The organism is Mesorhizobium sanjuanii, from assembly GCF_002529485.1.
Lineage (GTDB): Bacteria > Pseudomonadota > Alphaproteobacteria > Rhizobiales > Rhizobiaceae > Mesorhizobium > Mesorhizobium sanjuanii.
In genome coordinates this window covers 24,068-41,851 of the sequence record NZ_NWQG01000003.1, presented here as the reverse complement: position 1 = coordinate 41,851, position 17,784 = coordinate 24,068, and the positions used below count along the sequence as shown (strand labels likewise).

Sequence of the window (17,784 nt, the reverse complement as noted above, 5' to 3'; positions counted from 1 at the left end):
GAGTTCCGACGTCGAAAGTGCCCAAATAGCCGAGTCATGCGATGCCCGCCGATGCGATTCTAAGTCAGACCAAGCTCGCAGCGGACACGCTGGGGCCAACCGTCGTGATCGGTGAGATCCTGGTGGAGATCATGGCGAAAAGCCGTGGCGACGGTTTCCTCGAACCGATCGAACTCATCGGCCCCTACCCCAGCGGCGCGCCGGCGATTTTCATCGACCAGTGCGCCAAGATCGGCGGCTCGGCGGCAATAGTCGCCTCGGTCGGCGACGACGATTTCGGCCGCATCAACATCGAACGGCTCCGGTCCGACGGCGCTGACATATCGGCCATCTCGGTCAGCCCGGATTATCCGACCGGAAGCGCGTTTGTTCGCTATCGCGACGACGGCTCACGCGACTTCGTCTACAACATCGGAAAATCCGCGGCCGCGCTGGTGAGCCTGACGGCTGAGGCAAAGGCGCTCTTCGCGCGGGCCGGACACCTCCATGTCATGGGCACCGCCTTTGCCATCCCGGGAGTCTGGGAGATCATGGACCACGCCATCGATGCCATCAAGCAGCGCGGCGGCTCCGTTTCACTCGACCCAAATTTGCGCAAGGAATTGCTCGGGCTCGGCCAGACGCAGGAACGCTTCGCCAGGCTGGTCGATGTCGCCGACCTTATTCTGCCCTCGGGCGACGAGTTGTTCACGGCGGCCGGTGTTGATGGTGAATCTGCCGCCGTCGCCGCGCTCTTTTCCCGCGGTGTGACAGAGATTGCTCTCAAACGCGGCGAACATGGCTCGACATTTTTCGGCGTTGACGGCTCGCGTGTCGATTGTCCGGCCTTCAAGGTTACGGAAGTCGATCCGACGGGCGCGGGCGACTGCTTCGGCGGCGCTTACGTCGCCTGCCGCCGCCTCGGCATGCCTGTGTCCAAAGCTCTGGAATATGCCAATGCCGCGGGCGCCCACAACGTCACGGTCCAGGGTCCGATGGAAGGCGCCGCCTCACGCCCGCAGCTTGACGAATTCATCGCCGTCACCCCGAGAAACCTGCCATGACCGGTCTCCTCGGAAGCCTCGCGGCGGCACGGCGCGAGGGTTCGCCGACAGGCGTTACGTCGGTTTGCTCGGCGCATCCATTGGTCATCCGGGCGGCCGCGCGCAACGCCGCGCGGTTCTCCGACACGCTGGTGATCGAGGCAACCTGCAACCAGGTCAACCAGTTTGGCGGCTACACCGGAATGCTGCCCGGCGATTTTGTTCGTCTCGTCCAGTCTATAGCGGCGGAAGAAGGGCTTCCGACGGAAAGGATCATCTTCGGTGGCGATCACCTTGGGCCAAATCCGTGGCGCGGGGAACATGCCGGCGCGGCGATGGCGAAGGCCGAAGAGATGGTCACGGCATACGTGTCGGCCGGCTTCCGAAAGATCCACCTCGATGCCTCGATGGGATGCGCCGGCGAGTCTGCCGCGCTCGACGACGCCACGACGGCGGAGCGTGCAGCGCGGCTGGCCTTGGCGGCAGAGCGCGCGGCGCGCGCCGCGGGCGGTGAGGCGCCGGTCTACATCATCGGCACCGAGGTGCCCGCTCCCGGCGGCGCCGACCATGCGATCAGCGACATCGAGCCAACCAGCATGGCAGCGGCGAGACACACGATCGATGTCCATCGCGACCTGTTCCTCAGCCAAGGTCTGGCCGATGCGTTCTCACGCGTCATCGCGCTGGTGGTCCAGCCAGGGGTCGAGTTCGGCAATGAGAATGTGGTCCTCTACGATCGCGCCAAGGCACGCGGATTGACGCAGTTGCTCGACCAAGAGCCGGGCCTCGTCTTCGAGGCGCATTCGACCGACTACCAGGGACGGACATCCTTGCGCCAGTTGGTCGAGGACGGCTTTCCAATCCTCAAGGTGGGGCCGGAATTGACCTTCGTGCTGCGCGAGGCGCTCTACGGGCTGGACCTTATCGCGACCGATCTTTTGCCAGACTATGGAGCCCGTCCGCTGTATCAGGCCATGGAGCGGTTGATGCTGGCCGAACCCGGCAATTGGCAGGGCCACTATCACGGCACGCAAGCCGAACAGCGCCTGCAGCGTCACTACTCTTTCTCGGATCGCATCCGCTATTACTGGAACCAGCCGGAAGCCGAAGCTGCGGTTGCCAGCCTGACTGCGGCCCTGCGCGGCAAGACGGTGCCACTCACGCTGTTCCGGCAGCATCTGCCCGCATTCGAGGCGTTTGCAGGCAAGCCGCTCGAGCCGACCTCGCTACTGATCGCCTCGATCCAGCGCAGCCTTGACGAGTACCGCTTCGCTTGCACGGGCGAGGCGCTCAGTACCGAAAGCAATTCGACGGATGGAGGACGAGGATGAGCGGACAACTCTCTGGAAAGGTCATCGCAATCACGGGGGCGGCATCTGGTATCGGCCTTGCTTGCGTGCGTGGTTGTCTCGATGCGGGCGCCCGCGTTGTCCTGATCGACTATGCGGATGACAAACTGCGCAGCCTGGCTGCCGAGCTCGGCGAGAATGCAATTCCCTTGCGGGTGGATCTCACCGATCCGGAAAGCGTGGCAGGCATAATGCCGGGCATTCTGGACAAGGCCGGCCACCTCGACGCCTTCCATGCCAATGCCGGCGCCTATATCGGTGGCGATTTCATCGATGGCGATCCGGACGCCTTTGACCGGATGCTGGACCTGAACGTCAATGCCGTATTCCGGACAGTCCACGCGGTCCTGCCACACATGATTGAGCGGGGCACGGGAGACATTGTCGTCACCAGTTCCGTCGCCGGCCACACCGCGGTGCCATGGGAGCCGATCTACACCGCTTCCAAGCACGCAGTTCAGGCGTTCGTCCACGCGCTGAGGCGCCAGGTCGCCAAACACGGCATCCGTGTCGGCGCGATCGCCCCCGGGCCGGTGCTGACGCCCCTCGTCGCCAACTGGCCGAAGGAGAATCTCGACCGGGCGATGGCGTCGGGAAATCTGTTCGATCCAAAGGAAATCGCCGAAGTCCTGCTGTTCATGCTGACACGGCCGCGCACGGTGACGATCCGGGACATCGTCATCCTGCCGGCCAACTTCGACATCTGAAACGCAGCATATCGGCGTGGGGATTCCCAGGACTTCTCCAAACGGCTTCCAGCCGACCAGTCTCTCCGCCTTGCAGCTCCAGTCAGCGCGCGCCCGTAGCATCGGCCGAGTGGCCTGCATGGCGCATCATGCGGCGGAAACTCATGGATATATGCGCCCGCCTGATGTGCCCGATCGAGTCCCAATCGCCGATTTCGGCGGCGGCAAGCACTTCCTCCATCTCGCGGCGGAAGGCGGTGAACTCCTCCACCAGGCCGAGTTGCGGCATCATCTTGAGGACGACGCGCGAGACCTGGAAATAGAGCCGTTCGCTGATCTCGCGCAGTGGCTGGTTTCCTGTCATTGCACTGAGTTCGTAGAAGAAATCCCTGTTGAGGCGCAGGAAGGCGCGCTGATCCGGCTCGCGCATATCGGTATCGCATTGCTCGATCAAAGCTCGGATCCGGTCGAGATCCGCAGCCGTGCGCGGGATCGGCGTGAGCTTGCCGATCAGCAGCGCCAATTCCAGACGCAAATGGTAGACCTGCTGGAGCTCCTCGACATTGACGTCGGTGACGATCGTGCCGACGCCATGGACGGATTGGACAAGACCTTCCGATTCAAGGCGCGTGAGCACACGTCGAACCGGCGTGCGGCTGATCTCGAACTCCTGGGCGAGCTCTTCTTCCGAAAGATGGCTGCCGGGTGCGTAGTCGAGCAGGCAGATGCGGTCGCGCAATATAAGGTAGATGCGTTCGGACCGCTCCCGTGCCGAAGGCGGACGCGGGGCCGCAGAAGCCGCAAGAATCACCGCATCGTCCGCTTCAAGCGTCATCCAGCCTCCAGAACGGCACGGAGGAACTGCTGCGTGCGCTCGTTCTTCGGCGCTCCGAACAATTCCTTCGGCGGACCCTGTTCGCAGATCTTGCCCGCATGGAAGAAGCAGACGCGATCGGAAAATTCCTTGGCAAAGCCCATCTGGTGGGTAACCATCAGCATGGTCAAGTCGTGCTCTCTGCCGAGCTTGCGAATAACCTCCAGCACTTCGCCGACAAGTTCGGGATCGAGCGCCGAGGTCACCTCGTCGAACAGCATGATCTTGGGCCGCATGGCGAGCGCGCGGGCGATGGCGACACGCTGCTGCTGGCCGCCGGAAAGCTGCGAGGGGTAGTGGCCTTTTTTCTGCCCGAGCCCCACCATCTCCAGCAGATCAGCCGCGCGCGCCTCCGCATCCGCGCGCTTCATGCCGAGAACCGTGATCGGTGCCTCGATGCAGTTCGCCATCGCGGTCATGTGCGGGAAGAGATTGAAGGACTGGAACACCATGCCGATCTTGGCGCGGATCTTGCGGATGTGATTGATGTCGGCCGGCACCAGCTTGCCGTTCCGCTGCATATGCGTCAGCGGCTCGCCCTCGACCCAGATCACGCCGTCATTGATCGTCTCCAGTGTCATCAGCATGCGCAGCACCGTGGTCTTGCCCGACCCGGACGGGCCGATGACCGAAACCTTCTCGCCGCGCTTTATCTCGAGATCGAGGCCGTCGAGCACGGTCAGCGAGCCATAGCGTTTCGAGACGTTCTCAAAGCGAACCATGGGTTGTTCGGTCATCGCATGGTTCTCCGGTTGAGCACGCCTTCAAGGGAGCGGATGAGGGCTGCCGAAACCAGGCTCATCGCAAGAAAGAACAGGCCGACGAGCGTGATCGGCTCGGTGTAGCGGAACGTTTCGGAGCCGATGATCTTGGCGGTCTGCATCAATTCCAGGACCGCGATCGCCGAAAGCAGCGGCGTCTCCTTGAACAGCGCGACGAGATAGTTGCCCAGCGCCGGCACGATCGGCGGGATGGCCTGCGGGATGATGATATCCTTGAACGTCGTCCACGACGAGAGATTGAGCGCGATCGATGCTTCCCATTGACCGCGATGAATATTGTCGAAGCCGGCGCGGTAAACCTCCGAGCAATAGGCGGCGTAGTGGATGCCGATGGCGAGCACGCCCGCCGTGAAGGCGTCGAGAACGACGCCGAATTTCGGCAGCACGAAATAGAGAAAGAAGATCTGGATGAGCAGGGGCGTCGAGCGGATCAGCTCGACCAGCACCGAGATCGTCCAGCCCGTCCACGGCACCGCGATGCGCACGACAGCCAGGACAAGACCGAGCAACGCTGCGATCGCGAAGCCAAGCAGCGTCGCCTCGATGGTGACGATCGCCGCACGGCCAAGCACGGGCAGGATTTCGAAGGCGAATGCCCAGTCCCAGATCATGCCGCCCTCCCACGTGCCAAGCCCAGCGACGCGCGCCTTTCAAGAAGCCGCATGCCAATCGTCAGCACCAGCGACATGGCCAGGTACATCAGCAGGACGAGGGTGAAGATCGGAATGGTCTTGAACGTGTTCTGGTTCATCTGCTGCGCCTTGAAGGCCAGGTCCGAAAGCGTGATCAGCGAAACCAGCGCCGTCGATTTCAACAGCTCGATGAAGAGGTTGCCCCAAGGCGGGATCATGGCGACGAACGCCTGCGGCAGGATGATCCGCCGCAACATCTGGGCGCGGCTCATGTTGAGCGCGGTTGCCGCCTCCCATTGACCGCGCGCGACGGACTGGATCGCGCCCCGAACCACTTCCGATCCGTAGGCCCCGACATTGAGGCCAAGGGCAAGCACGGCAACAGGAAATGCATCGAGCGTGACGCCGAATTGCGGCAGCACGAAAAACAGCCAGAACAGCTGCACCAGCGCCGAAGTGCCGCGGAAGATCTCGACATAGACCGTCGCCAGCCAGCGGAGCGGCGCCGGGCCGTACATCCGTGCCAACGCGGCAAGCACGCCCATGACGACGGCGAGCAGGCTACCCAGGAGGGCGATTTCGATCGTCAGGACCGCGCCTTGCAGCAGTCCCGGCAGGAAGAGCCTATAGGTCTCCTGCGTCGCCAGGACGCCGATGACGGCGAGTGCCGCGACAAGCATGCCAACCAGCGTACGGATTCCCATCTACCCCTCCTTGCAAAGGGGGCGGCGCGTTTTGCGCCGCCCAACGGTAGGGGAAACTATTCGCCCGCGCAAAGCTGCGCGGTGGTCTTGTTCGGGAGGTAGTCCTTGCCAAAGCCGAGCGGCTCGACCAGCGCGATATGCTCAGGCGACCCCAGGAACGTCTTCAGCTCGGCGTTGAACGCCTCCAGCAGATCGGTGTCTTCCTTGCGGAAACCGAAGCCGCCATGGCCTTTCACCGACTTGCCGGCAACCTCGCCGAACGGCTTGGTCGATTCGACCCCATCGGCCTTCTTTGCCATGTCGGCGATAGACAGCGCAGTCAGCGCCGCCGCGTCGGCCCGGCCTGCCTGGACGGCGGCGACGAGGCTGGACTGATCGGGCAGCGAGACGATCTGGTCAGCGGCTACTCCAGCGTCCTTCGCGTAGCCGCCTTCGACGGCGCCAGCCATCACGGCGAGCTTCAGGTCGGGATTGTCCTTGATGCTCGAATAGTCCTTCACGCCTTTCGGATTGCCCTTGAGCACGAGCATGGCCTGGCCAATGCCGTAGGACGGCTCGGAGAAGTTGATCTCCGCACAGCGCTTGGGATTGATGAACATGCCGGCGGCGATGATGTCGAACCGGCCTGCCTTGAGACCGGGAATGAGCGAGCCGAATTCGGTGAGGACGCCATCCACCTGCTTGATGCCCATCTTGGCGAGCACCGCCTTGGCGACTTCCGGCGCCTCGCCGGTCAGCTTGCCGTCTGGCGTGGCGAAGCCGAACGGCGCCTCGTTGGCAAAGCCGACGCGAATGTAGCCGTCCTTCTTGGCCCGTTCGAGGGTGGTCTCCGCATGAGCGGGCAGCGCCGTCAATGACGTCGCTGCGAGCGCGATAAAAGCAGCGGCTTTCACCACCGCGCGACGTGATGTCGTTGATTTGAACATGCTTTCCCCTTTTCTTTTTCAATGGCTGGCCAAGCGATCGATGTTTCTCCCACATCGTCGATTAGCGCATAAGACGTATACAACTGATCTGGACTTGCCGCAAGCGGCGATGTAACAATCCATAAATTGCTGACTGCGCATTGCTAATTTAGCGCACCAGCTCCCTTAGTTGTGCACAATTGAGCGTCTTCGGCAGTGTTGGTGTGCCACGGACATGCCTTCGAAAGAGACCCCTGATGGACCGCAATCCGTTTTCCGAAGTCGAGCTGGCAAGACGCCTAGCGAAGCTTCGCACAGCGCTGATTGAAAGTGACCTCGAAGCGGCGATCATCGTGTCGCCGGAGAATGTCTTTTACTTCACCGGCCTCGATCACTGGGGTTACTTCGCGCCGCATCTCCTTATCGTTCCGCTCGATCGAAAACCGATCCTGGTCACGCGTTCGATGGAGCGCGTGACCATCGAGAACCAGGTCAAGGCAGCCGAATTTCGCGGCCATTCCGATAGCGAGACCGCGGCCGATATCGCTGCCCGCGTGCTGTCCGAACTTGGTCTGGCGGACAAGCCGATCGGTCTCGAATACTGGACATCCGGGCTGAGCCACGGTCTCGCTCTCAGGCTCAAGGCGCAAACCACTGCCATATGGAGCGATATTTCCGGTTTGGTCGACACGATGCGGCGCGTTAAAAGTGCCGAGGAGCAGGCCCTCATGCGCCGCGCTGCCAAGGTGACGGATGCCGCCGCCGCCGCTGCGATCGAAGCGATTTCGGATGGCGCGGCCGAGCAGGATGTCGCCGCGCAATGCGTGGCGGCGATGATCCGGGCCGGCGGCCACGCTCCGGGCTTCGGCCCGTTCATCCGCCCGGCTGCCCGGCTTGGCGAAGAGCACACCACCTGGGGCGACAGGAACTACAGATCCGGCGAGCCGGTGTTCCTCGAACTGTCCGGCTGCGTCTCGCGCTATCACGCGCCGCTCGGACGGCTGGTCCGTATCGGCGGCATCAGCGACGCGGACGCGGCGATGGCCGAGACGACTGCGAGCGCCTTCGACGCTGTCGTCGCCGCCCTCAAACCGGGCGCCAAGGCGCGCGATGTCTACGCAGCCTGGCAGGACGTCGTTGATAACGCGGGCCTCTCGCACTACCGGCGGCATCATTGCGGGTATCTGGTCGGCGCTGGCCAGCCGCCCTCCTGGACCGGCGGCAATTCGGTGACCGGGCTCCGTCACGACTCCGATATCGAAATCGAGGCCGGTATGAGCTTCCACATCCTGTCCTGGCTGATGGGCACGGGCCGCGGCGACGATTTCATCTCCAACACCGTGCTTCTGACTGGCAGCGGAGCGGAAGTGCTCACCCGCACGCCTACCGGTCCGATCGTCCGCTGACATGACGCGCTATTTCGCACTCTCGATTTTCCGCAACGCGCTGTCGGGCCAGAAGCACCGGCGCGCGGCCGAACAGCAGGCGCTCCAATGAACCCGGTCTCGCTCAGCGATATACAGGCCGCGCGGCTGCGGATCGCCGACAAGATCGAGCGGACCGCAACGGTCCGTTCTCAGTCACTTTCGGAGATTGCCGGGGTGCCGGTGTTCCTCAAGTTGGAGCATCGGCAGACGACCGGCAGTTTCAAGCTGCGCGGCGCCTCCAACGCGGTCGCCCTGCTCTCTCCTGCCGAAAAGTCGCGCGGCGTGGTCGCTGCTTCCACTGGCAATCATGGGCGCGCGCTGGCGCATGCGGCAAGGCTCGAGGGCGTGCGCGCCGTCATCTGCATGTCGCGTATGGTTCCCGACAACAAGCTTACTGAAATCCGCCGCCTCGGCGCCGACATACGCATTGTCGGCGACAGCCAGGACGATGCGCAACAAGAGGTCGATCGGCTGGTCCGCGACGAGAACATGACCATGGTTCCGCCCTTCGACCATCCTGCCGTGATTGCCGGACAAGGCACAATCGGCCTCGAGATGATCGAAGCCATACCTGCCGCCAGGACGGTGCTGGTCCAGCTTTCCGGCGGTGGGCTCGCGGCAGGCATAGCTGCGGCGGTAAAAAGCATCTCGCCGGCCACACGGATCATTGGCATTTCGATGCAACGCGGCGCCGCCATGAAAGCCAGCATCGACGCTGGCAAGCCAATCCCGGTGACGGAGTTGCCGACGCTCGCGGACTCGCTGGGCGGCGGCATTGGCCTGGCCAATGAATACACTTTCCGCATGTGCAGCGACCTGCTCGACGAGGTGGTCCTGCTGACCGAGGCCGAGATCGCAGAGGGTATTCGGCATGCCTACACCGTCGAGCGTGAGATTGTCGAAGGCGCCGGCGCCGTTGGTATCGCGGCGATCCTGGCCAGCAAGGTCAGGCTGGAAGGCGAAACCGTCGTGCTGCTGTCGGGCCGCAACATCAGCATGGACCTGCACCGCGGCATCGTATGCGGAACATGGACTAATGACGAGGAGACCAATCCATGAGCCGCATGACCATCTTGACCGAGGCCGAGCTTAGAAAGGTCGTCAAGCTTGATCTCGCAGCGGTGGCCTGCGTCGAGCACGCCTTTCGGGCACTGGCCACCTTGCCGGTTGCGATGCCGCCGATCCTGCGCCTCGACATTCCCGAGCATCGCGGCGAGGTCGATGTGAAGACGGCATACATCCCCGGCGTCGATGGCTTCGCCATCAAGATCAGCCCGGGCTTCTTCGACAATCCCAAGCTCGGCCTGCCCAGCCTCAACGGCATGATGGTGCTGCTGTCAGCCAGAACGGGCTTGGTCGAGGCCCTCTTGCTGGACAATGGCTACCTCACCGATGTCCGCACCGCAGCGGCCGGCGCAGTCGCCGCCAAACATTTGTCACGACCGGACTCGTCCGTGGCTGCCGTCTACGGCGCTGGCGTCCAGGCGCGGCTGCAACTCGAAGCGCTGCTTTTGGTGCGGCCGATCAGGCAGGCGCGCATCTGGGCGCGTGACGGTGCCAAGGCCGAGGCCACCGCGGCCGATCTGAGCCAATCGCTCGGCATCGACGTCCGTGCCGCGTCCGATCCCCGGCAGGCGGCCGCCGAAGCCGATGTCATCGTCACCACGACGCCGTCCGAGAGGCCGGTCCTGATGGCGCAGTGGCTGAAGAGCGGCCAGCACGTCACGGCCATGGGATCGGATTCCGAGCACAAGAACGAGATCGATCCGGCGGTGTTCGAGAAGGTCGTCTACGTCGCCGACAGCCTCAAGCAGACGCGGCGCCTTGGCGAACTGCATCACGCCATCGCTGCCGGCGTCGCCGCCGCGGACCAAGCGTTCCCGGAGCTTGGCGCAGTCATCGCCGGTACGTCGCCAGGACGCACATCCCCCTCCGACATAACCCTGGCCGATCTCACCGGCACCGGCGTACAGGACACCGCGATCGCCACGCTTGCCCGCGATCGCGCCAATGCGGCCAAGGCCGGCACATCCTTCGAAAGCTAGAGCATGATCCCGAACTGAAGGTCAGCGTAGCAAAAAGTTGCAGACTTTTCGGACAAGATCATGCGAACAAACAACGACTTAGAACCGGGACAAATGAAAATGACCACTGCAAATCTGAGGTTTTCCCGGCGGGAATATTCCGAACGCCTGACCAAGACGCGCCGTGCCATGGAGGCCAAGGGCATCGACCTGCTGATCGTCAGCGATCCGTCCAACATGCATTGGCTGACCGGCTATGACGGCTGGTCCTTCTACGTCCACCAGGCGGTTATCGTGCCGCCCGATGGAGAACCTGTCTGGTACGGCCGCGGCCAGGACGCCAACGGCGCCAGGCGCACCAGCTATCTCTCCGACGACAACATCGTGCCCTATGCGGACCACTATGTGCAGTCGACCGAGCGGCATCCGATGGACTATCTCGCGCAGATTCTCGGCGAGCGGCGCTGGGACAAGCTCGCCATCGGGGTCGAGCTGGACAATTACTGGTTTTCCGCCGCGGCCTTTCTGTCACTGCAAAAGCATTTGCCGAACGCGCGCCTCGTCGACGCGACGGCGCTCGTGAACTGGCAGCGCGCGATCAAGACCGAGACCGAAATCGGCTACATGCGCAACGCCGCCCGCATCGTCGAAGCCATGCACAAACGCATCGTCGACAAGGTAGAGGTCGGCATGCGCAAATGCGACCTCGTCGCCGAGATCTATGACGCCGGAACGCGCGGCGTCGACGGGATTGGCGGCGACTACCCGGCGCTTGTGCCCCTGCTCCCCTCGGGCGAGGATGCGTCGGCACCGCACCTCACCTGGGACGACAAGCCCATGAAGCCGAATGAAGGCACGTTCTTCGAGATCGCCGGTTGCTACAACCGCTATCACTGCCCCTTGTCGCGCACCGTATTTCTTGGCAAGCCGACACCGGCTTTTCTCGACGCGGAGAAGGCCACGCTGGAAGGCATGGAAGCAGGCCTCGCCGCCGCCAAACCAGGCAATGCGTGCGAGGACATCGCCAACGCGTTTTTCACCGTCCTCAAGCGATACGGCATCGTCAAGGATAGCCGCACCGGCTATTCGATCGGCCTTTCCTACCCGCCGGACTGGGGTGAGCGCACGATGAGCCTGCGGCCCGGCGACCGCACCGAACTCAAGCCGGGCATGACCTTCCATTTCATGACGGGTCTGTGGCTGGAAACGATGGGGCTGGAGATCACCGAGTCGATCCTGATCACCGAGACAGGCGTCGAATGCCTGGCCAACGTGCCTCGCCAGCTCTTCGTGAAGGATTGATGATGCCGACAGTTCCCCTGCGGCCTTCATCGATCACGCCGACAATCGACCTCGACAAATCAGGGATACAGCACGGCCACCTTCGCCTGCCCTATAGCCGTGACGACTCTGCCTGGGGCTCGGTGATGATTCCGATCGCCATGATCCGCAATGGCAACGGGCCGACCGCCCTTCTCACCGGGGGCAATCATGGCGACGAGTATGAGGGGCCGCTTGCCTTGTTCGAGCTTGCGCGTACCTTGTCCCCGAAGGATGTCAACGGCACGGTCATCATCGTGCCGGCCATGAACTACCCGGCGTTTCGCGCCGGCACGCGCACCTCGCCGATCGACAAGGGCAACATGAACCGATCCTTTCCCGGACGTCCCGACGGCACGGTGACGGAGAAAATCGCCGACTATTTCCAGCGCCAGCTATTGCCCCGCGCGGACATCGTACTCGACTTCCACTCCGGCGGCAAAACCCTTGATTTCATTCCCTATTGCGCCGCGCATACGCGTCCCGATCAGGCACTGTCCGCGAAGGCCTTCGCGGCCGTCGCGGCATTCTCGGCGCCATGGTCGATGAAGATGCTCGAAATCGACTCGGTCGGCATGTACGACACTGCCGCCGAAGATCTGGGCAAGATCTTTGTCACCACCGAGCTCGGCGGCGGTGGCACGTCGACCGCGCATACGGTCGGCATTGCCCGGCGTGGTGTTCTGAATGTGCTCAAACACACAGGCATCGTCGCCGGCGCTGTCGATCAGCGGCCGACGCGCTGGCTGGACATGCCGTCAGGCGATTGCTTCTGCTTCGCCGAGGACGACGGTATGATCGAGACGATGGTTGATCTTGGCGAACCAATCACTGCCGGACAGGTCGTTGCCCGCATTCACTCCATCAGCCGGACCGGCGCGACGCCGCAGGAGATTGTGGCAAGAATGTCGGGCCTTCTCGTCGCGCGACACTTTTCCGGTCTCGTCAAGGCCGGCGATTGCGCCAGCGTCATTGCGGTTGCCGTCGAATGAAATTCGCCCGCCACGACGCGGTTTCAGACCTGCGGAGTTGTCCGCAATGACATCCGTGCGGCTCGATCCCATCGATCTCAGGATACTGGAGGCCGTTCAGCGCGACGGCCGCATCACCAAGCTTGCCCTGGCGCAAAAAGTTGGCCTGTCGCCGACGCCCTGCTGGATGCGGCTGCGTAAGCTGGAAAAGGCCGGCATCATCTCCGGCTATCATGCAAAGGTGGCGATCCGCGCGCTGGCGCCTATCGCCACCGTACTGATGGAAGTAACACTTGCCAGCCACCGGCAAGCCGATTTCGATCGCTTCGAGCGCGCCATCCGCGACATTCCCGAGATCGTTGCCTGCTGGTCGGTGGGCGGCGGCGTCGACTACGTGCTGAAAGTGATGGCGCGCGATATCGATGCCTATCAGCGGCTCGTCGATGCCTTGCTCGAACGCGAGATCGGCATCGACCGCTATTTCACCTACATCGTCACCAAGACGGTCAAGGAAGAGATCGTGCTGCCGATGGCGGAACTGCTGCCGGAGCAGCCATAGGGACGCCAGAGAGATCGTCTCGCGGAGCAGCGCAATAAAGACAATCTCTCTGCACCGGGGCATGCAAACAGCCTCTCTGTCCGTGCCATGCGGATAATCTTGCCCGTAACACCTGCACCGGGAGGCTCGACCATGTCCGCGCATTTCGCCCGCTCGCACCGTCACGAAGCGCTCGACCAGCTGGCCGACCGGCGGCTGTTGCGCGAGCTCGCCTATGTCGATGGGCGCTGGACGGCGAGCGAGGCCGGAAAGAGTTTCGAAGTCACCGACCCGGCGACCGGCACGACTGTCGCTTGGGTCGCCGCGCTCGACGCCGGGCAAACGACGGCGGCCATCGATGCGGCCTCCCGGGCTTTTCCGGCCTGGCGCGGCCTGCTGCCGCAAGAGCGGTCGGGAATCCTGCGCCAATGGTTCGAGCTGATCATTGCCGCCAAGCAGGATCTGGCGCTGCTGATGACGCTGGAACAAGGCAAGCCGCTAAAGGAGTCGCTTGGCGAGATCGACTATGCCGCTTCCTTCGTCGAGTGGTATGCCGAGGAAGCAAGACGCCTCAACGCCGAGAGCGTCACCAGCCATCTGCCAAACGCCGAGATGATGGTGCGGCGCGAACCGCTCGGTGTAGTCGGCGTCGTCACGCCCTGGAATTTTCCGGCGGCGATGCTGACCCGCAAGGCGGCGGCAGCGCTGGCCGCCGGCTGCACCATCGTCGCGCACCCCTCCTCCGAAACGCCGCTGTCGGCGCTGGCGCTGGCCGAACTCGGCGAACGCGCCGGCCTGCCGGCAGGCGTCTTCAACGTCATCACCGGCGGTGCTTCGGCGATTGTCGGGCGGATGTGCGAGGATCGGCGCGTCCGCGCCATGAGCTTCACCGGATCGACGGAAGTCGGCCGGCTGATCGCGGCGCAGTGCGCGCCAACGATGAAACGCCTGGTCATGGAACTTGGCGGCCATGCACCGCTGATCGTCTTCGACGACGCCAGTCTCGACAAGGCGGTGACGATTGCGGTCGATGCGAAATTCGCCACCTCAGGGCAAGATTGCCTTGCGGCAAACCGCATCCTTGTTCAGCGCGGCATCTACGATCGCTTCTGCGCGGCCTTTGCCACGCGCATTTCGGCCTTGAAGACCGGCCACGGCCTTGCCGCGGATGTCGATATCGGACCTCTGATGCACGAACGCGCAGTGAGGAAGGTCGAGGAACAGGTCGCCGATGCGGTGATCCGCGGCGCACGCTGCCTCACCGGCGGCAGCCGTCATCAGGCCGGACCATTGTTCTACCAGCCCACGCTGCTGGTTGACGTGCCGGACGACGCGTTGATCATGCAAGAAGAGACATTTGGACCGGTCGCGGCGGTGACCGCTTTTGATACGGAGGACGAGGTCGTCGCCCGCGCCAATGCCACCGAATACGGCCTCGTCGCCTATGTCGTCACCGAGAGCGGCTCCCGGCAATTGCGCCTGGGCCGCGCGCTCGACTACGGCATGGTGGCGATCAACCGCGTCAAGATCACCGGCGCGCCGATCCCCTTCGGCGGCGTCAAGCAATCGGGCATCGGCCGCGAAGGCTCGCGCCACGGGCTCGAAGCCTTCACCGATCTGAAGTATCTCTGCCTGGACGTAGCGTAGGTTCGTCCAGCCATCCCTCAAGGAATCAAAAGAATGCTCGACCAGTCCAATGAACTCGCCGCCTGGGATCGCGACCACTTCTTCCATCCCTCGACCCATATGGGCACGCACGCGCGGGGTGAAAGCCCGACCCGCATCATGGCTGGCGGCGAAGGCGTCACCGTCTGGGACAACAATGGCAAGAAGAGCATCGATGCCTTTGCCGGGCTTTATTGCGTCAATGTCGGCTATGGCCGCCAGAAGATCGCTGATGCCATCGCCGCCCAGGCGAAGAACCTCGCCTATTACCACGCCTATGTCGGCCACGGCACCGAGGCCTCGATCACGCTCGCCAAGATGATCATCGATCGCGCGCCGCAAGGCATGAGCCGCGTCTATTTCGGCCTGTCGGGTTCTGACGCCAACGAAACCAACATCAAGCTGATCTGGTACTACAACAACGTTCTGGGACGACCGGAGAAGAAGAAGATCATCTCTCGCTGGCGCGGCTATCACGGTTCGGGCGTGATGACCGGTTCGCTGACCGGGCTCGACCTGTTCCACAATGCCTTCGACCTGCCGCGCGCCCCAATCCTGCACACCGAGGCGCCCTATTATTTCCGCCGCGCCGACCGCTCGATGAGCGAGGAGCAGTTTTCGCAATATTGCGCCGACAAGCTCGAGGAGATGATCCTGGCCGAAGGGCCGGAGACCGTCGCCGCCTTCATCGGCGAGCCGATCCTCGGCACCGGCGGCATCGTGCCGCCGCCAGCCGGCTACTGGCAGAAAATCCAGGCGGTGCTGAAGAAATACGACGTGCTGCTGGTCGCCGACGAGGTCGTCACCGGCTTCGGCCGGCTGGGCACGATGTTCGGCTCCGATCACTACGGTATCAAGCCCGACCTCATCACCATCGCCAAAGGCCTGACCTCGGCCTACGCGCCGCTGTCGGGCGTCATCGTTTCGGACAAGGTCTGGCAGGTGCTGGTGCAGGGGTCCGACAAGCTCGGCTCGCTCGGCCATGGCTGGACCTATTCGGCGCATCCGATCTGCGTTGCCGCCGGCGTCGCCAATCTCGAACTGATCGATGAGATGGACCTGGTCAGGAACGCCGGCGAAACCGGCGCCTATTTCCGCGCCGAACTGGCGAAAGCCGTCGGCGGCCACCGACATGTCGGCGACGTCCGCGGCGACGGCATGCTGGCGGCGGTCGAGTTCGTCGCCGACCGCGACGACCGCGTCTTCTTCGATGCCTCGCGGAAGATCGGACCGCAGGTTGCGGCAGCACTCGCCGAGCGTGGCGTCATCGGCCGAGCCATGCCGCAGGGCGACATTCTGGGCTTCGCACCGCCGCTCTGCCTGACGCGCGAGGAAGCCGACACCATCGTGTCAAAAACAGCAGACGCAGTGAACGCCGTGTTCGGCTGCGGCTGACATCTTCACCGATGGGACTATGCCGTAGAGGCCGGCCGGGATGCCCAGCGCCTTAGCCAAATGAGGGCACGGATCGAAGAAACCTCATTTGCGGGTAACTTCGGGGTCAAGGCCGGGCGAGCGCCATGAGAGCACCGGCGTCTGCAAGATCGGCAAGGCTCCAAAGCGTATCGGCAAGCGGTGCCACGGCGAGTGTTGGGCAACCGTAATGCGCCAGCGCGGCGAACTTCTCTCTGAGCGCTGCGTCCGACATAGGTCGAGCTAGGCTGCCGGTTGCGACTTCCTCCGTCACCTCGACCGAGAAGCCATCCGCATATCGGATCGAGACATGTGCGGCTTCGACTGGCGTGCCGGCATCGATCTCAACCGCTTGGACCTTGGCGCGCAAGGCCTTCACTTGGCGATCGTTCACGGCGGCATCGCTGAATTCCTCCGCACCCGCACGGCCGCGCAGCAGGCTGACGGCGACCGCGTGCTGGGCGCTCACCTGCCCCTCGCGGCCCGTGGTGACTTCCGGCCGATCGGCGCGGGCCTTGAGCAAGGGGGCGCCGCGCACGACGACCTCGGCAATCCGGTCAGCGGAGAAATCGGGATTGGCGCGGGCACTAAGGCAGGCATCGATCACCGGGTTCAGCACCACGCCGCAGGGGTAAGGCTTGAACATGTTGCGCAGCATCTCCCAATCCCTTCCCAGTCCGCCCTCGATTAGTTCGGGCTTTGGCTGGTCCGAGCAGACTTTCAGGAAGCCGCGCGGCCCTTCGAGCGGCTGCGGCGGCCCTTCGACGCCGCACTGCGCCATCAGGGCCGAGACGAGACCGCCGCGAGCCGCATTGCCGACGCCGGTGCTCTTGGCCATGAAGCCGAGCGTCTCGACGAGGCCGGAAGCTTGCGCGGAGGCATTGCCAAGCGCCCAGAGGATCTCGTTCTCGCCGAGATCGAGGAGCTTCGCGGCGGCCACGGCGGCGCCGAAGATTCCGCATGTTGACGTGATGTGCCAGCCCCGGTCGTAGTGGCTGGGCGAGACTGCGTTGCCGATGCGGCAGGCGACCTCTACTCCAAGAGCAAAGGCATGGAGGAGTTCCGCGCCGCTCACCGGACGCGTTTCGGCAATCGCCAGAACGACCGGTGCGATGGGCGCGGTGGGATGGATGATCGTCCCGGCATGGGTATCGTCGAAGTCGAAGACATTTATTGCCGCTGCGTTGAGGAAAGCGGCCGTCAATGCGTCCCGCCGCTGGGCATGGCCGATGACGGTCGCGGTCTCGCCAGCCGAAAAAGGCGCGAGGCTTTCGGTCAGCCGCAGCACCGCCTGATCTGACGAGCCGCCGAGCGCCGTTCCGAAGCCATTGAAGACAGATCTCATCGCGTGCGCGCGGACCGGCTCCGGGACGTCCTCCCAGCGGGAGCGGTGAACGAAAGCCGCGAGCCGGCGCGAGAGGCCTGCGGCGGAAGGCTTTAGAACATCTCCGGTCATGCGCGCGTCTCCGATC

17 protein-coding genes are annotated in these 17,784 nt (G+C 63.6%); 11 read left to right on the top strand and 6 right to left on the bottom strand.

The window, feature by feature from the left end:
• Positions 1–41 precede the first annotated feature (41 nt).
• From CN311_RS00605 to CN311_RS00595, 3 genes are read left to right on the top strand one after another with little or no spacing between them, the layout of a single operon-like run.
• Positions 42–1,043 (top strand): tagatose kinase, encoded by a 1,002-nt coding sequence (locus CN311_RS00605; protein ID WP_097571499.1) that lies wholly within the window; start codon positions 42–44, stop codon positions 1,041–1,043.
• Positions 1,040–2,353: a D-tagatose-bisphosphate aldolase, class II, non-catalytic subunit gene (locus tag CN311_RS00600; protein WP_097571498.1), complete on the top strand. Its 1,314-nt coding sequence runs from the start codon at positions 1,040–1,042 to the stop codon at positions 2,351–2,353. The genes CN311_RS00605 and CN311_RS00600 overlap by 4 nt, the downstream gene beginning before the upstream one ends.
• Positions 2,350–3,078 (top strand): SDR family oxidoreductase, encoded by a 729-nt coding sequence (locus CN311_RS00595; RefSeq protein ID WP_097571497.1) that lies wholly within the window; start codon positions 2,350–2,352, stop codon positions 3,076–3,078. Before CN311_RS00600 ends, CN311_RS00595 begins: the two co-directional genes overlap by 4 nt.
• A gap of 82 nt (positions 3,079–3,160) precedes the next feature.
• Here CN311_RS00595 and CN311_RS00590 read toward each other — a convergent pair whose 3' ends face one another.
• Genes CN311_RS00590 through ehuB form a run of 5 tightly spaced genes read right to left on the bottom strand, consistent with a single transcriptional unit; the run spans position 3,161 to position 6,975 of the window.
• On the bottom strand, positions 3,161–3,892 hold the full coding sequence (locus tag CN311_RS00590) for a GntR family transcriptional regulator (protein ID WP_097571496.1): 732 nt from the start codon (positions 3,890–3,892) through the stop codon (positions 3,161–3,163).
• Positions 3,889–4,668 carry an ectoine/hydroxyectoine ABC transporter ATP-binding protein EhuA gene (gene ehuA, locus CN311_RS00585; RefSeq protein WP_097571495.1) on the bottom strand — a complete coding sequence of 260 codons (780 nt, stop codon included), beginning with the start codon at positions 4,666–4,668 and terminating at the stop codon, positions 3,889–3,891. The genes CN311_RS00590 and ehuA overlap by 4 nt, the downstream gene beginning before the upstream one ends.
• Positions 4,665–5,324 (bottom strand): ectoine/hydroxyectoine ABC transporter permease subunit EhuD, encoded by a 660-nt coding sequence (ehuD, locus tag CN311_RS00580; protein WP_097571494.1) that lies wholly within the window; start codon positions 5,322–5,324, stop codon positions 4,665–4,667. The genes ehuA and ehuD overlap by 4 nt, the downstream gene beginning before the upstream one ends.
• Positions 5,321–6,049, bottom strand: a complete 729-nt coding sequence (gene ehuC / locus CN311_RS00575) for an ectoine/hydroxyectoine ABC transporter permease subunit EhuC (protein ID WP_097571493.1) — start codon at positions 6,047–6,049, stop codon at positions 5,321–5,323. Before ehuC ends, ehuD begins: the two co-directional genes overlap by 4 nt.
• Positions 6,050–6,105: 56 nt before the next feature.
• Positions 6,106–6,975 carry an ectoine/hydroxyectoine ABC transporter substrate-binding protein EhuB gene (gene ehuB / locus CN311_RS00570; RefSeq protein ID WP_097571492.1) on the bottom strand — a complete coding sequence of 290 codons (870 nt, stop codon included), beginning with the start codon at positions 6,973–6,975 and terminating at the stop codon, positions 6,106–6,108.
• Between the two features lie 236 nt (positions 6,976–7,211).
• Between ehuB and CN311_RS00565 the strand changes: the two genes are divergently transcribed.
• From CN311_RS00565 to CN311_RS00530, 8 genes are all read left to right on the top strand, one after another.
• Positions 7,212–8,360, top strand: a complete 1,149-nt coding sequence (locus CN311_RS00565) for a M24 family metallopeptidase (protein ID WP_097571491.1) — start codon at positions 7,212–7,214, stop codon at positions 8,358–8,360.
• 87 nt (positions 8,361–8,447) lie between these two features.
• Positions 8,448–9,440, top strand: a complete 993-nt coding sequence (gene eutB / locus CN311_RS00560) for a hydroxyectoine utilization dehydratase EutB (protein ID WP_097571490.1) — start codon at positions 8,448–8,450, stop codon at positions 9,438–9,440.
• Entirely contained in the window at positions 9,437–10,426 is a 990-nt protein-coding gene (eutC, locus tag CN311_RS00555; RefSeq protein ID WP_097571489.1) for an ectoine utilization protein EutC, read from the top strand. The genes eutB and eutC overlap by 4 nt, the downstream gene beginning before the upstream one ends.
• A gap of 99 nt (positions 10,427–10,525) precedes the next feature.
• Positions 10,526–11,707 (top strand): ectoine hydrolase DoeA, encoded by a 1,182-nt coding sequence (gene doeA, locus CN311_RS00550; protein ID WP_097571554.1) that lies wholly within the window; start codon positions 10,526–10,528, stop codon positions 11,705–11,707.
• Between the two features lie 2 nt (positions 11,708–11,709).
• The gene (gene doeB / locus CN311_RS00545) at positions 11,710–12,717 is read left to right on the top strand and encodes a N(2)-acetyl-L-2,4-diaminobutanoate deacetylase DoeB (RefSeq protein WP_097571555.1); all 1,008 of its coding nucleotides are present in this window, start codon (positions 11,710–11,712) and stop codon (positions 12,715–12,717) included.
• Between the two features lie 55 nt (positions 12,718–12,772).
• Positions 12,773–13,255 carry an Lrp/AsnC family transcriptional regulator gene (locus CN311_RS00540; RefSeq protein ID WP_165779538.1) on the top strand — a complete coding sequence of 161 codons (483 nt, stop codon included), beginning with the start codon at positions 12,773–12,775 and terminating at the stop codon, positions 13,253–13,255.
• 132 nt (positions 13,256–13,387) lie between these two features.
• On the top strand, positions 13,388–14,881 hold the full coding sequence (locus CN311_RS00535) for an NAD-dependent succinate-semialdehyde dehydrogenase (RefSeq protein WP_097571487.1): 1,494 nt from the start codon (positions 13,388–13,390) through the stop codon (positions 14,879–14,881).
• Between the two features lie 33 nt (positions 14,882–14,914).
• Positions 14,915–16,294: an aspartate aminotransferase family protein gene (locus CN311_RS00530; RefSeq protein ID WP_097571486.1), complete on the top strand. Its 1,380-nt coding sequence runs from the start codon at positions 14,915–14,917 to the stop codon at positions 16,292–16,294.
• Positions 16,295–16,400: 106 nt separating this feature from the next.
• Here CN311_RS00530 and CN311_RS00525 read toward each other — a convergent pair whose 3' ends face one another.
• Positions 16,401–17,768 (bottom strand): MmgE/PrpD family protein, encoded by a 1,368-nt coding sequence (locus CN311_RS00525; protein ID WP_097571485.1) that lies wholly within the window; start codon positions 17,766–17,768, stop codon positions 16,401–16,403.
• Positions 17,769–17,784: the final 16 nt, after the last annotated feature.